At 34.4% G+C, this 14,355-nt stretch carries 13 protein-coding genes; 8 read left to right on the top strand and 5 right to left on the bottom strand.

Annotation, left to right across the window (positions count from 1 at the left end; all coding sequences use genetic code 11):
- Window positions 1–33 precede the first annotated feature (33 nt).
- Together ES674_RS10755 and ES674_RS10750 are read right to left on the bottom strand one after the other, a co-directional pair.
- The gene (locus ES674_RS10755; RefSeq protein WP_148404035.1) at window positions 34–1,161 is read right to left on the bottom strand and encodes a vWA domain-containing protein; all 1,128 of its coding nucleotides are present in this window, start codon (window positions 1,159–1,161) and stop codon (window positions 34–36) included.
- A gap of 163 nt (window positions 1,162–1,324) precedes the next feature.
- Entirely contained in the window at window positions 1,325–2,002 is a 678-nt protein-coding gene (locus tag ES674_RS10750; RefSeq protein WP_170234005.1) for a Crp/Fnr family transcriptional regulator, read from the bottom strand.
- Window positions 2,003–2,110: 108 nt separating this feature from the next.
- Here ES674_RS10750 and ES674_RS10745 point away from each other — a divergent pair, with 108 nt between their 5' ends.
- The 8 genes from ES674_RS10745 to ES674_RS10710 all read left to right on the top strand — a co-directional run bounded on the left by ES674_RS10745 (window position 2,111) and on the right by ES674_RS10710 (window position 10,745).
- On the top strand, window positions 2,111–4,483 hold the full coding sequence (locus ES674_RS10745) for a heavy metal translocating P-type ATPase (RefSeq protein WP_148404034.1): 2,373 nt from the start codon (window positions 2,111–2,113) through the stop codon (window positions 4,481–4,483).
- A 78-nt stretch (window positions 4,484–4,561) separates the two neighbouring features.
- A complete protein-coding gene (gene ccoS, locus ES674_RS10740; RefSeq protein WP_148404129.1) occupies window positions 4,562–4,750 on the top strand; it encodes a cbb3-type cytochrome oxidase assembly protein CcoS in 189 nt (62 codons plus the stop codon).
- Between the two features lie 4 nt (window positions 4,751–4,754).
- Complete coding sequence (gene ccoN / locus ES674_RS10735) at window positions 4,755–6,929, top strand: cytochrome-c oxidase, cbb3-type subunit I (RefSeq protein WP_148404033.1); 2,175 nt, start codon at window positions 4,755–4,757, stop codon at window positions 6,927–6,929.
- A gap of 18 nt (window positions 6,930–6,947) precedes the next feature.
- On the top strand, window positions 6,948–7,136 hold the full coding sequence (locus ES674_RS15605; RefSeq protein ID WP_148404032.1) for a CcoQ/FixQ family Cbb3-type cytochrome c oxidase assembly chaperone: 189 nt from the start codon (window positions 6,948–6,950) through the stop codon (window positions 7,134–7,136).
- On the top strand, window positions 7,133–8,098 hold the full coding sequence (locus ES674_RS10725; RefSeq protein ID WP_148404031.1) for a cbb3-type cytochrome c oxidase N-terminal domain-containing protein: 966 nt from the start codon (window positions 7,133–7,135) through the stop codon (window positions 8,096–8,098). Before ES674_RS15605 ends, ES674_RS10725 begins: the two co-directional genes overlap by 4 nt.
- Window positions 8,099–8,123: 25 nt before the next feature.
- Window positions 8,124–9,548 carry a cytochrome c oxidase accessory protein CcoG gene (gene ccoG, locus ES674_RS10720; RefSeq protein ID WP_148404030.1) on the top strand — a complete coding sequence of 475 codons (1,425 nt, stop codon included), beginning with the start codon at window positions 8,124–8,126 and terminating at the stop codon, window positions 9,546–9,548.
- 47 nt (window positions 9,549–9,595) lie between these two features.
- On the top strand, window positions 9,596–10,042 hold the full coding sequence (locus ES674_RS10715; RefSeq protein ID WP_148404029.1) for a FixH family protein: 447 nt from the start codon (window positions 9,596–9,598) through the stop codon (window positions 10,040–10,042).
- Between the two features lies 1 nt (window position 10,043).
- A complete protein-coding gene (locus tag ES674_RS10710; RefSeq protein WP_148404028.1) occupies window positions 10,044–10,745 on the top strand; it encodes a sulfite exporter TauE/SafE family protein in 702 nt (233 codons plus the stop codon).
- A gap of 59 nt (window positions 10,746–10,804) precedes the next feature.
- Here the strand turns inward: ES674_RS10710 and ES674_RS10705 are convergent, their stop codons facing one another.
- The 3 genes from ES674_RS10705 to ES674_RS10695 form a co-directional block, all read right to left on the bottom strand.
- Window positions 10,805–12,802, bottom strand: coding sequence for a TonB-dependent receptor plug domain-containing protein (locus ES674_RS10705; protein WP_148404027.1), 1,998 nt, complete (start codon window positions 12,800–12,802; stop codon window positions 10,805–10,807).
- 70 nt (window positions 12,803–12,872) lie between these two features.
- Window positions 12,873–13,724 carry a hypothetical protein gene (locus ES674_RS10700; RefSeq protein WP_148404026.1) on the bottom strand — a complete coding sequence of 284 codons (852 nt, stop codon included), beginning with the start codon at window positions 13,722–13,724 and terminating at the stop codon, window positions 12,873–12,875.
- A 166-nt stretch (window positions 13,725–13,890) separates the two neighbouring features.
- Window positions 13,891–14,289, bottom strand: coding sequence for a hypothetical protein (locus ES674_RS10695; RefSeq protein ID WP_148404025.1), 399 nt, complete (start codon window positions 14,287–14,289; stop codon window positions 13,891–13,893).
- Window positions 14,290–14,355 lie beyond the last annotated feature (66 nt).

Here is a 14,355-nt window from a genome sequence, read left to right as displayed (position 1 = left end):
TTCTCTTTTCACTTTTCACTTTTCACTTTTGAATTATCCCTTAATCCGCTTCTTCCGATTGGTTTCATAATCCTCAAAAATCATTTCACCCAAACCTTTTAGTCCTGTGTAAAATGCTTTCCCTTGATTAGCTCTTGTAAACTCTTCAACAAACTGCATTAAATAGCGATCTTGCGCAATCATAAACGTGGTAATGGGAATATGCAAGCGGCGTGCTTGCTGTGCCATATCATAACATTTACTAGTAATATGCGGATTCAACCCATTACTATCTTTATAATAACTACCATCTGGTAATTTGAGACAACTAGGCTTACCATCGGTAATCATAAAAATTTGTTTGTTGGTATTTCGTTTCCGACGGAGTAAATCCATAGCCAGTTTTAATCCAGCAACGGTATTGGTATGATAAGGTCCAACATTTAAATACGGTAAATCCTTAATTTTTATAGGCCAAGCATCATTTCCAAATACCAAAATATCTAAAGTATCTTTTGGATACCGCGTGGTGATTAATTCGGCCAAAGCCATAGCTACTTTTTTAGCCGGAGTAATCCGATCTTCACCATACAGAATCATACTGTGGCTAATATCAATCATTAAAACCGTACTCATTTGCGATTTATGCGTGGTTTCTTCTACCACCAAATCATCTTCAGTTAAATTAAAATGGCCTACACCATTATTAATTTGAGCGTTTCGCAGACTTTCAGTCATATTCACCTTATCCAGACTATCACCAAATTGATAATCTCTAAAATCGCCAGTATGTTCATCTCCTAAACCAAGACCTTTACTTTTATGATTTCCGCTGCCACTTTTTTTAATATTTCCGAAAATTTGCTCTAAAGCAGATTGGCGGATGGCACGTTCGGTTTTTGCCGTAATTGCAGAACCCTTTTTACCATCCGGACGAATTTCATCACGGATATAACCTTTGTTTTTAAGATCTTCAATAAAATCGTCAATGGTGTAATCGGCAGTGGTTAATTGGTATTCCTGATCCAATTGTTTTAACCAATCTATAGCTTCATCAAAATCGCCAGAAGTATGGGTAATTAACTCTTTAAAGATATCAAAGAGTTTTTCAAATGGACTTTGTGAAGGCGATTCATATTCTTTAAATACGAAGCCTTGTCTTTGTGGTTTTTCTTTTTTCATGCTTCATAAAAATACGACAATTTTCATCCTAAATCAATGCATTATCATCTATTTAGGATTTATTTAGCAAAATTATTTTGAAATTTCAGAAGGCAAGATTCACCTTAATTCAGCAATAAGAAATATTATAAATCAGAAAACTATTCACTTGAAACGTGACATGTTACTCAACACGTCGTAAACCTTCCAAATCCTTAATAGTTATGTGTTTCCCAGAGGTTCCAATAAGGCCTTCCTTTTTGAATTGAGATAAAATTCGAATGGCCGATTCCGTTGCCGTGCCAACTATACTGGCGTAATCCTCACGAGACAGAATTACATTTAAAGAACCGGATTCATCCATACCAAATACTCGTTGAATATAAAGAAGCGTTTCCGCCATACGTTGTTTCACCGATTTTTGAGCCATGGTTATTAGGTCATCTTCGGCATTTCGTAAATCTTTAGCTAATTGCTGTAAAACATCAAATGAGAAGTTATGGTTTTGATGCAGCGGCGTCATAATTTGTTCTTTAGGAACAAAACACAGTTCAATATCATTCAGCGCAATGGCACTTAAATTGGTGCGTTCATCACTTATAACAGAGCGCTGACCCAAAAGTTCCCCTTTACCAAGTAACTTAACAGTATGGTCTTTTCCATTGGCACTTAACTTTGTTAATTTACAAACACCACTGCGAACACAGTATACGCCATGAAGTGATTCGCCTTCATCAAAAATGACGTCCCCTTTTTTATAAAAACGCGTTGTTTTACAAGAGACTACATCCTTTAATTCATCAGACGTCATGGCATTCAAAGAATTCAACTGTCGTGCAATACACTGTTCACATTTACTCATACCACGCTAAAATAAATTAACCCCAAAAATAAGGAAAACATGACAAAAATCATATTAAATTAATACTTATCTTATAATCTTTGTAACAGGTATAATTGAGCAAATTTTATGGAACAACACAATTGTTTCCACTGTGGTGACGTATGCAATTCAGAACAAATTACTTACGATGAAAAATTATTTTGTTGTAATGGGTGTAAAACGGTTTATGAAATTTTTTCTGAAAACGATTTAACCTGTTATTATGATTTACAGTCTTCTCCAGGTTCGGCGCCCAAGGAGATTCAAGGAAAATATGATTTTCTAGCCCAAGAAAAAATCATTGAGAAATTAACGGAGTTTAATGATGGTCATATTCAAATTGCCACCTTATACATTCCGCATATTCATTGTAGTTCCTGTATTTGGATTTTAGAAAATCTAAATAAGCTGAATTCAAATATCACCTCGTCACAAGTTAATTTTGGCAAGAAAAATGTTCGAATTACTTACAATACCGAAAAATTCTCCCTTAAAGAAGCTGTTTTACTTTTAAGTGCCATTGGTTATGAGCCTTACATTTCTTTGGAAGATTTTAAAACAGGTAAAGAAAACATCAATCGCACCTTAATTTATAAATTAGGCGTTGCCGGTTTTGCTTTCGGAAACGTGATGTTTTTATCCTTTCCAGAATATTTTAAAGGCGGTGAGTTTTGGCTAGAACAATATAAGCATGTTTTTAGATGGCTTATGTTTGCCTTTTCACTTCCTGTGGTTTTTTATGCAGGTCGAGATTACTTTACTTCAGCTTATAAAGGTTTACGGGCTGGTATTTTAAATATTGATGTCCCCATTGCACTTGGTCTTGTTGTTCTATTTGTTAGAAGTACCTTTGAAATTGTACTAAACATTGGCGCTGGTTTTTTTGATAGTCTAACAGGTTTGGTGTTCTTCTTATTATTAGGACGATTCTTTCAACAACGAACCTATTCTTTTCTTTCTTTTGAAAGGGATTATAAATCCTATTTCCCCATTGCTATTACTAAAATTGAAAATGGCATTGAAGCGCCTATTCAGGTTTATGATATTGAAAAAGGCGATCGTTTACTTATTAGGAACGAAGAGTTAATTCCTGTTGATGGTATTTTAATAAACGGACGCGCCAAAATAGATTATAGTTTTGTTACAGGCGAATCGGAAGCGATTTCTAAAAATTCAGGCGATAAATTATTTGCCGGCGGAAAACAAACTTCTGGTGTGATTGAAATGGAAGCTTTAAAGTCTGTGGAGCAAAGTTACCTGACCCAACTTTGGAGTAATGATGTCTTTAATAAAAACAAAGAAGATAGTTTCACAACCTTAACAAATACTATTAGTAAACGATTTACCATTGCGGTTTTAAGTATTGCATTCATTTCTACAGCCTACTGGCTATTGGTGGATGCTTCAAAAGCCATGAATGTATTTACGGCCGTATTAATTATTGCTTGTCCTTGTGCCATTGCACTTTCTGCGCCTTTTACCCTAGGCAACTTATTGCGAATTTTTGGGAAATTGAAATTCTACCTTAAAAACGCATCCGTAATTGAACAGTTAGCTGCCATTGATACCGTAATTTTTGATAAAACGGGAACTATAACTTCTAACAAACAAAGTACGGCAACTTATGATGGCGCTATATTATCTTCTTCTGAAGAAATTCAACTTAAAAATACCTTAAGAGGTTCCAACCATCCTTTAAGTCGCACCTTATATGATATTTTGGATGAACATAATATTATTACTTTAAATCACTTTGAAGAGCATTTAGGAAAAGGCATTGAAAGTAAGCATCAAAATGATACCATGAAAATTGGTTCTGCCAGTTTTGTTGGTTTTAATCAAGAAACCACTTTGCTAAATACAACGGTTCATATTACCAGTAATGACGAGTACAAAGGGAAATACACCTTTTACAATAGCTATAGAAAAGGCTTGTCAAAATTATTCAATAAGCTTAAAACAGATTATGATTTAGTGATTCTTTCGGGCGATAATGCTGGAGAAATGGAGAATCTTAAAAAATTATTACCTTCAAAAACCAAATTGATTTTCAATCAGAAACCCGATGATAAATTAGAATACATCAAATATCATCAATCTGAAGGCGCAAAAGTATTAATGATTGGCGACGGACTTAATGATGCTGGTGCTTTGGCTCAAAGTGATGTTGGAATTGCTATTTCAGAAAATGTAAATGTATTTTCGCCCGCCTGTGATGCCATTTTGGATGCTAATAAATTCAATTATTTGTATCAGTATATTAAAGCATCCAAACAAGCCATTAAGATAATTAAATGGAGTTTTCTTTTGTCCTTCTTTTATAATATTATAGGTTTGTACTTCGCCGTAACTGGGCAATTAGAGCCTGTAATCGCTGCTATTTTAATGCCGTTAAGCTCCATTAGCATTGTCATATTTACAACAGTTGCAACCAATTTTATTGGAAGAAAATTAGAATGATTCCAAATAACCGAATATGATTTTTATCATATTTTTGAGTATATTAAGACTGTAATTTTGACCTTAACTTCATTAGGTATGAGTGCTATTTATATATTATTGACTATCAGTATCGTAGTAGCTGTGGGCTTCTTTATTGCTTTTGTAATAGCGGTAAGAAACGGCCAATTTGACGATGACTACACCCCATCTGTCCGCATGCTGTTTGAAGACGAACTTGTTAAAGACAACCAAGAACAAACTAATAAAACCAAAAAGAGTAATTAAAATTATGGAAGTACAACAATTCTATTACGATAATAAGATCGTTAAAAATTTCCTCTATGCCACCATATTTTGGGGAGTTGTAGGAATGATCGTAGGCTTACTTTTAGCCTTTCTATTTCTATTTCCAAACTTAACAGATGGTATTTCCTGGTTAAGTTTTGGTAGATTAAGACCATTGCATACCAACGCTGTGATTTTCGCATTCGTTGGAAACGCCATCTTCGCTGGTGTTTACTATTCTACCCAACGTTTGTTAAAAGCTAGAATGTATAGCGATATGTTAAGTAAAATTAACTTTTGGGGTTGGCAGCTTATTATTGTTGGAGCAGCCATTACCTTGCCTTTAGGTTTTTCTACCTCTAAAGAATATGCCGAATTAGAATGGCCTTTTGATATAGCCATAGCCATAGTTTGGGTCGTTTTTGGCGCCAACTTAATTGGTACAATGATTAGAAGAAGACAACGCCACTTATATGTAGCAATTTGGTTTTATATTGCCACATTTGTAACGGTTGCCGTACTTCACATTTTCAACAGTTTAGAAGTGCCTGTTAGTGCTTTTAAAAGTTATTCGGTATATGCAGGTGTTCAAGATGCATTAGTACAATGGTGGTATGGACATAACGCGGTGGCTTTCTTTTTAACAACGCCATTTTTAGGATTAATGTATTATTTTGTTCCTAAAGCAGCGAACAGACCGGTTTACTCCTATCGTCTATCTATTATTCACTTCTGGTCTTTAATTTTTATTTATATCTGGGCTGGACCGCACCACTTACTTTATACAGCGCTTCCTGAATGGGCACAAAATTTAGGTGTTGCATTCTCTGTTATGCTATTAATGCCATCTTGGGGTGGTATGATAAATGGATTATTAACACTCCGTGGTGCTTGGGATAAAGTACGAACCGATCCAGTTTTAAAATTTATGGTTGTAGCAATTACCGGTTACGGGATGGCAACTTTTGAAGGCCCTATGCTTTCTTTGAAAAACGTTAACGCCATTGGTCACTTTACAGACTGGATTATTGCACACGTTCACGTGGGTGCTTTAGCTTGGAACGGATTCTTGGCTTTCGGTATGATATATTGGTTAATACCGCGCTTATTTAAAACGAAATTATACTCTATAGGTTTAGCCAATTTACATTTCTGGATTGGAACATTAGGTATTATTATGTATGCTTTACCACTTTACGTTGCTGGATTCACACAAGCAAGTATGTGGAAACAATTCAACCCAGATGGCACACTTACTTACGGTAACTTTTTAGAAACTGTAACAGAGATCATGCCTATGTATTGGATGCGTGCTATTGGTGGAACGCTTTATCTAACAGGTATGTTAGTATTAGTTTATAACGTCATTGCAACGGTAAGAAATGGTAGTCCTGTTACGGATGAGTTAGCCGAAGCAGCAGCATTACAAAATGTGTCTAAAACCCGTGTTGGTGGTGAAGGATGGCACTCATGGTTAGAAAGAAAGCCAATTAGGTTGACTATCTACGCAACAATTGCTATCTTAATAGGTGGTATTGTACAAATTGTACCAACCATTATGGTTAAATCGAATATTCCAACCATTAGTAGTGTGAAACCTTATACGCCTTTAGAATTAGAAGGTCGTGATATATACATACGTGAAGGTTGTGTGGGTTGTCACTCGCAAATGGTAAGACCTTTTAGAAGTGAAGTAGAACGTTATGGCGATTACTCTAAAGCTGGAGAGTTTGTATATGATCATCCATTCTTATGGGGTTCTAAACGTACAGGTCCAGATTTACACCGAATTGGTGGTAAGTATTCGGATAACTGGCATTTCAACCACATGTACGATCCACAAAGTACCTCTTCAGGTTCTATTATGCCATCTTATAAATGGATGATTACTGATGAATTGGATAAATCCAATACTGAAACCAAATTAAGAGCCATGGTAACATTAGGGGTTCCTTATTCTGATGAAGACATTGAAAATGCGCAAGCAAATATGCTAGCACAGGGTACTAAAATTGAGAAGAATTTGTATACAGATCCAGATTTTGCCTCTAGTTATGAAGCTGATAAAGCTGCAGGTGGTGAAGATTTTATAGAAATGCGTAATCGTGAAATTGTAGCTATCATTGCCTACTTACAACGATTAGGAACTGATATAAATGTAAAAGATTTAGAAGAATAACCATAAAATAAATAAACTATGTTAAAGTTTGTAAAAAATCATATGGATAGTATTGCAGGAATTGAGATATATCCTATTATCTCATTGCTCATATTTTTCATCTTTTTTGTAGTCTTATTTTGGTGGGTTGTAACCGCGAAAAAAGATTATATAGACACTGTAAGTAATATACCATTAGATAACGACCAAAACCACGAAGAATTATGAGACAGTTAATCCCAGCTTGGGTTCGGATACCCGTTTTATTTTTCCTTATAGCTTTATTAGCAGAGTTCTTTATAGATTCTGGCCATCAACCAGCTTTCATTGAGGAGCCTTTAGTTATGCTATTTTTAATATTTGTACTTATATTACTTATAGGTATTGAAGCCATTGTTAGTTCTATGGATAACATTCTATATCAGAGTTTAGATGCTGAAGGAAAAGCACGCTATGATGTGCAGAAAGTTAGAAATCCTAAATTTCAAGCATGGTTCCAAAAAATATACACCAAATCCTTGGATTCAAAATCAATGGAAGAGGAGCACGATATTATTTTAGACCATAACTATGATGGTATTCGTGAGCTAGATAATAACTTACCGCCCTGGTGGATTTACAGTTTTTATGCTTCTATTGTTTTTGCTGCTGTTTATTTAGTGAAATATCACGTTTTTGATGCCGATAATCAATATGATGAATTAGAAACAGAATATGCACAAGCTGCCATAGATATTGAAGAATATAAGAAAAACACCAAAGGTTTAGTAGATATTAATACTGTTGAATTACTAACAGATGCTTCAGATCTTAAAGCTGGTATGGCCATTTTTGAAGCTAACTGTGTAGCCTGTCATATGGCTGATGGTGGTGGTGGTATTGGCCCCAACCTAACCGATAATTATTGGATTTTAGGTGGTGGAATAAAAAACGTATTTAAAACTTTAGTTGAAGGTGGTAGAGCTGGTAAAGGAATGATTTCCTGGAAGCAAAGTTTGTCGCCATTAGAAATGGCTCAAGTTGGAAGTTATGTATTAACATTTCAAGGTAAAACAGCCGCGAACCCGAAAGAAGCGGAAGGCGATATTTGGGTAGATGAAAATGCACCAGTTCAAGACACACCAAAAGAAGATGTTCCAGTAGAAGATGCAGAGGTTAATACTGACCCTGTAGCTTCTGTCGAAAATTAATTTCAATTCTTAAAATAAAAGCATAGTGGAAACTCCAGAAAATGAATCATTTAGAGATACCATTGGTACATTAGATGATCAAGGTAAACGCGCATGGGTATATCCTAAAAAGCCGAGCGGTAGATACTATGAGTGGCGTAAAATAGTGAGTTATGTTTTATTAGCTTTCCTATTTGTTGCCCCTTTTATTAAAATAAACGGGAATCAGTTCTTAATGTTTAACATTTTAGAGCGCCGTTTTAACATATTTGGATTCCCATTTTGGCCACAAGATTTTTATTTGTTTGTTATCTCCATGCTGATTGGCGTTATTTTTATTGCGCTTTTTACAGTGGGATTTGGCCGTATTTTCTGCGGATGGATTTGTCCGCAAACCATCTTTATGGAAATGGTTTTCCGTCGTATTGAATATTGGATTGACGGCGATAGAAATAAACAACGTAAATTAGATAAGCAGCCTTGGAATGCTGAAAAGATTAGAAAACGACTGCTTAAATGGTTTATATTTTTAGTTATTTCATTTTTAATAGCTAATGTATTTTTAGCCTATTTAATTGGTAGTGATAAGCTTATTTCACACATTACTGATGGTCCAACCAAACATATTGGTACGTTAGCACCCTTATTAATATTCACCGGCGTATTCTATTTTGTATTTGCTTGGTTTAGAGAACAAGTTTGTATTATAGCATGCCCTTATGGACGTTTACAAGGTGTTCTTTTAGATGATAAATCCATTATTGTTGCTTATGATCATAAGCGTGGTGAAGGTGAAAATGGTAGAAAAACATTCCGAAAAAATGAGGATCGTGACGCTTTAGGTCATGGCGACTGTATTGATTGTTTACAATGCGTTCATGTTTGTCCTACCGGAATTGATATTCGTAACGGAACGCAATTAGAATGTGTTAACTGTACTGCTTGTATTGATGAATGCGACCATATTATGGAAAGCATTAATCTTCCAAAGGGCTTAATTCGTTATGCCAGTGAAGATGAAATTGAGAAGAAAGAAAAATTCAAGTTAACACCACGTTTAAAAGGATATATAGCAGTTTTATTTATTCTATTTGGCGTTTTATCGGGGATGTTATTGCTTCGAAATGATGTTGAAGCCAATATTTTAAGATTGCCTGGTCAATTATACGAACATAAAGAAGGTTCTATTATTAGTAATGTTTTCACCTTTAAATTGGTTAATAAAACCACTAAAGAAATTGAAAACATCCATTTTAAATTGCGAAAATTTGATGGAACTATTAAAATAGTATCCAATGCTGAAACCTTTAATGTGCCAGCTCAAGGACTATCTCAAGGAACGTTATTCATTGAAATTGATCAGAATGAATTGAGTGGTGATAAAAATCGTTTAATGATTGAGGTTTACAGCAATGACGAGCTTATAGAAACCGAAACCGTTAACTTTTTAGGACCTAGGAGTTATAATTAAAAGTTGAATTTAACGCTTAAATAAAAAACCGTTTTACGGTAACTAATATGAAAATAAATTGGGGAACTGGTATGGTTCTAGCTTTAGTAGGTTTCATTTGCTTTATCATGTTTTTTGTGATAAAAATGAATATTGACAAAAAATATGAACATGACTTGGTCACTGAAGATTATTACCAACAAGAACTTAAAGTTCAAGGTAATATGGAAAAGGAGCAAAATGGAAATAGTTTAGCGCAAAATATTCGTTGGAAACAAACCAATGAAGGCATCCTTGTTACCTTTCCTGATTCGTTAGATATTTCTGAAATAACAGGAAAAGTGTTCCTATACCGACCATCTGACAAACAATTTGATTTTGAAATGCCTATTTCATTATCAAATCAAAATTTGCTCATACCTGACAATCGTTTGTTAGGTGGTCGATGGAACCTTATTATTGATTGGGATTATGAAGGAAAATCTTATCGTTTTAAAAAAGAAATAACCTATTAACATGTTATGGTCGGCGCTTGTATTGGGTTTACTAGGTAGTTTTCACTGCGTTGGTATGTGCGGCCCAATAGCGTTTATGTTGCCGGTAGATAGAACGAATTCCACACGGAAAATAACCCAAATTGCGCTTTATCATTTTGGTCGTATTTTAGCTTATAGTATTATTGGTCTCATCTTTGGACTTATTGGTAAAAGTCTCTACATTTTTGGATTACAACAACAACTCTCCATTATTATAGGCGTTTTAATGATTGTTGTTATTCTGATTCCTTCCAAAATATTTAATAAATACAATTTTTCAAAACCACTTCATAAAGTAATATCTCGAATTAAATCGGGTTTAGGTGCGGCTCTGAAAAAGAAAACTGCCGATACATTTTTAACCATTGGTTTCTTAAACGGGTTTCTTCCTTGTGGATTAGTGTATATGGCTGTTTTTGGATCTTTAGCAAGTGCTAATGCCTTTCAAGGTGTGCTTTATATGGCTTTATTTGGACTTGGAACCATTCCATTAATGACGACTGCCATTTATTTAGGAAAGTTTCTAAACGCGACCATTAAACAGCGCATTCAGAAAGCCATTCCTATTTTTGTTGTTATTATTGGTTTACTCTTTATTCTTCGTGGATTAGGTTTAGGAATTCCTTACCTCTCGCCTGCCCCAGTTGTGGAAAACGTTTCTAGCGAAATAGATTGCCATTAAAAAAAGCTTCCAATTTACATTGAAAGCTCCTTTTCTTAATACATTATATTTACACCGTTTTAGAATACATAAGACACATTCGCATAAAAATTCCGTCCTTGACGTGGAATATTATTCCAATCCGCATAAGTTGAATAGTTAGCATCTAATATATTTTCAACGCCATATTTCAAAATCATCTTATTATTCTTCAAGTAAATAATATTTCCTAAATTCAAATTTAAAATAGCGTAGGCTGCGGTGTTATCTTCGCCGTAATAGCTACTATAACGACTTTGGTTCCCATTCCCTTCTAATTGTATTGATGCATTAAATGCAGCCGTATAATAAGCCATTTCGGCAACATAAGAGAATGGTTTGATAAGCGGTAAGTTTTCGCCATTACTTCCAGATCCATAATTGTAACCAACCGTTCCATTAACTGATAATGTCTCTGTAATCTCATAACTACTGTTTACAAAAACATCAAATATCGTAGCATTATCTAAAGCGCTATAAACGCGAACACCGTTGGCACCAATAGTCATGGCACTTAAAGTGGGATCTATTTCACCAATAATATAATCCATGATATAGAAATAAGAGGCTTCAACGCCTATTTTAAAACGATTGATGTAATAATTTGCTTTAGCATTAGCTTCTAACGCCTTTTCATTATTCATGGTTGGATTTCCTATGTAATCGTAGTTATCAAAACTATTAAATAAGAAAAAACCATAACCTTCACTAACGGATGGCGCACGTTCACCATAACCAACTCCAAAACTAGCGTCATACTTTTTGGTTTTTAGTTGATAATCGGCCGCGAAACTCTTTAAAAATCGGTCTTTACTATCTGTTAATTCAGGGTAAAATATCTGCAGACTTTCTAAACCCACTTGATCGCCAATCGTATTATTATGAAAACCTAAACGCGTTGATATAGTTATAGTTTCATTAGCACTAATGCTTAAAGCATCTTTGGCATAAATTCCAGAATATAAAGTTCTAATATCCGGCCAGGTATACATAAACATAGCAAGCTGATTCGGATCATTTGGATACATCGTCATTTCAGCTAAAGAACGGTTGTAAAATCCATTTAAATTGAATGATAAATTATGTTTATTTTCTTGTAAATTCACCTTGGAATAAAAACCGTACGTATCACTCCAGCCTGGCATATCCATACGGATTGGTACATTTGGCCGTTTAGAATCGTCCATAATATGCGTAATGGTATTAAAATACACTTTGGATTCCCATGACTTGACGAAAGTAGAATCGTTTTTATAAATATGCGTCACCGATGAAATTAAAGCTTCAGCCAAGGAAACATCCATGGGTAATGCTGGATAACCAACATCCGAAGCTTTGTCATAAATAAGATTGGCATCCAATGAATGATTGTTACTTATTTTATAACCACCTTGAAGGGATACATTGTATTTTTCAAATTGTGAATACAAGACTTCCTTGCTGTTTCCGGCATCGTAATTGTCTGATTTCCTATAAATACCATCTACATTTATATAGACCTTATTTCCAGAATATGCTACATCCAATCCGGCAGTTCGGTAATTTCCATTGGTTTCATAACCCAAATCCACACTGGATTTAAACCCATTTCCATAATATTTAGATTGTGGTAATTTTAAATCTATTCCACCGCCAATAGCATGGCCATGTTCCGTTCCCTCTTGACCAGAACCCACCGTTACTTTTTCTAAATTAGAAACATCTACATAAGAGGTTATCGGATCCATTTTGTCTGTACAGGCTCCAAATATCTGCATTCCATCAATAGTGACATTTAAACGCTCACTACTCATGTTGTTCATTGTAGGTTCCCAAGCATAATTACCACGTTTTATCATGGTGATTTTGTTTGATTTTTCTAAATAATCATCAATGCTGGATAAGGTTTTTTCTTGACGATACTTACTTAATTTACGCTGACCAATTAAAATGACTTCTTGGAGTTGCGTGGTATCCTTTTCAATAGTAGCCTCTTTTTCCTGTGCATAAATAAATGCACTAAAAAAGAAGCTTATACTGTATATTATAAACTTTTTCATAGCTGAAGAATTTTTAAGAAATCTGCGGATAGCTCATATTTAGAAAACCATCCGCAGATGCTTGATAAGATTAAAATTCTAATTCAAGATATAAACTACTTTGAACGTTGTCTGTAGTTACCGATTCTCCTTTAAGAACAGTCCCTTCTCCGTTTAGTAATTGCAGATTTAATACCCAATAACCCGTCATGGTTAATGATAAATTGGCATGGTATAATTTATCTGAAGAATTGTACGTTAAATCCGTATTATTTGGTGAACTATGATTACCCATTCCAGGCATTCTTGGATCCAATTTTAATGAGAAATTTTCAACAACTGGAAAAGACATCATCGTTTCCATTTGATAAACTCCTACTACCAATTCATTATTTCCAATAATTGGTTTTAACGGTTTCACCATGGCAACAATATAACGCTTGTCATCACTTCCCATAAAACTAGCGACATTTTGATCATCATTTTGCATCACGGTAATGTCATTCGTTACTGAATACTCCACCTCATCAATGGTGTAATTTACAGTTAATGACCAACCTGAACCATCTTCCATAGCCATTTGGTAAATTATATTTCCAGTATAAACGGTATCCTTTCCTGACGCTTTAGTTGGATTGGTTTTAGGGCAAGAATGTGCCATAGTAGGCATTTGCATAACAGGCATCCAGTTAATAGTGGCATTTTCAACAAAGCTATTAGTAGCATTATCTTTAATACGAATACTAATGGTATTATAACCGGTGTAAAAACGGCCGGAATCATTAAATAATTCTATGGTATGGGTTGCGTTTGAAAGTTCTTGAACTTTAGTTAGACCTTCAATTTCGCTAACTATTGGCACTATATCGTTAATATCGTCTTCAGAACAGGCTGTTGTGAAAATGGAAATAAGTAAGATTGGTAAAATATATTTTAGTTTCATTTTTATTGTTTTATGATGTTTTTAAAATACAGATAGCATCTGCTGAACGGGATTATATAAATCTGTTTGGCGTGTTAAATATGCTAAAAGTGACTGTAAAAATCTAGTCTGCGCATTCATTTGAAGGCAGAAAATGATAAAAACTAATTATTTTTAAACGAAAAATTTAACTAAAATCGGGAGGTGGCGTTTCTACAAACAAAGCTTGCTTACAGAGTTTTGGTGTATAGGTGTAAAAAGTATTTACTGAATTTATGTTTAGTTGAAATTCTTTTGAAATCGTATTAATTTCCGAAACATAAAAGACATCTAAAGATTGACGCTTTATAGTGTTTTGAATAGGTGATTTCCCGTCGGTTCCAGTTTCATTTTTTGCCAATTGGGTTTTTAAGTGACATTTTCCATTACAACCTTGTTGATCATCTTTTTGAATACAAAGTGTTTTAGCAATAAAATCTTGATTCATAACAAAATCACTAACTATAACCAAGGTATTAATGTTATGAGCCAAAAGAATAATGGCGAGCACATGGGCGGTTATAATATGTGAAAAGGTCTTAATCATAATACAAATTTAAGAAACCATTACTGAAATAAACATGATAAAAATCAGATTTTGTTTTATTTTAAA

The sequence above is a fragment of the Bizionia myxarmorum genome (assembly GCF_008086205.1).
Classification (GTDB): domain Bacteria; phylum Bacteroidota; class Bacteroidia; order Flavobacteriales; family Flavobacteriaceae; genus Algorimicrobium; species Algorimicrobium myxarmorum.
The sequence above is the reverse complement of the archived record's forward strand: the minus strand, read 5'-3'. Positions and strand labels throughout refer to the sequence as shown.

Excerpts from the sequence above, each read along its gene's own strand:
- ccoS (WP_148404129.1), top strand. The coding sequence starts at position 4,562 with ATGAGTGCTATTTATATATTATTGACTATCAGTATCGTAGTAGCTGTG.
- ES674_RS10750 (WP_170234005.1), bottom strand. The coding sequence starts at position 2,002 with ATGAGTAAATGTGAACAGTGTATTGCACGACAGTTGAATTCTTTGAAT.
- ccoN (WP_148404033.1), top strand. The coding sequence starts at position 4,755 with ATGGAAGTACAACAATTCTATTACGATAATAAGATCGTTAAAAATTTC.
- ES674_RS15605 (WP_148404032.1), top strand. The coding sequence starts at position 6,948 with ATGTTAAAGTTTGTAAAAAATCATATGGATAGTATTGCAGGAATTGAG.
- ES674_RS10715 (WP_148404029.1), top strand. The coding sequence starts at position 9,596 with ATGAAAATAAATTGGGGAACTGGTATGGTTCTAGCTTTAGTAGGTTTC.
- ES674_RS10700 (WP_148404026.1), bottom strand. The coding sequence starts at position 13,724 with ATGAAACTAAAATATATTTTACCAATCTTACTTATTTCCATTTTCACA.
- ES674_RS10745 (WP_148404034.1), top strand. The coding sequence starts at position 2,111 with ATGGAACAACACAATTGTTTCCACTGTGGTGACGTATGCAATTCAGAA.
- ES674_RS10725 (WP_148404031.1), top strand. The coding sequence starts at position 7,133 with ATGAGACAGTTAATCCCAGCTTGGGTTCGGATACCCGTTTTATTTTTC.
- ES674_RS10705 (WP_148404027.1), bottom strand. The coding sequence starts at position 12,802 with ATGAAAAAGTTTATAATATACAGTATAAGCTTCTTTTTTAGTGCATTT.
- ES674_RS10755 (WP_148404035.1), bottom strand. The coding sequence starts at position 1,161 with ATGAAAAAAGAAAAACCACAAAGACAAGGCTTCGTATTTAAAGAATAT.
- ES674_RS10695 (WP_148404025.1), bottom strand. The coding sequence starts at position 14,289 with ATGATTAAGACCTTTTCACATATTATAACCGCCCATGTGCTCGCCATT.
- ES674_RS10710 (WP_148404028.1), top strand. The coding sequence starts at position 10,044 with ATGTTATGGTCGGCGCTTGTATTGGGTTTACTAGGTAGTTTTCACTGC.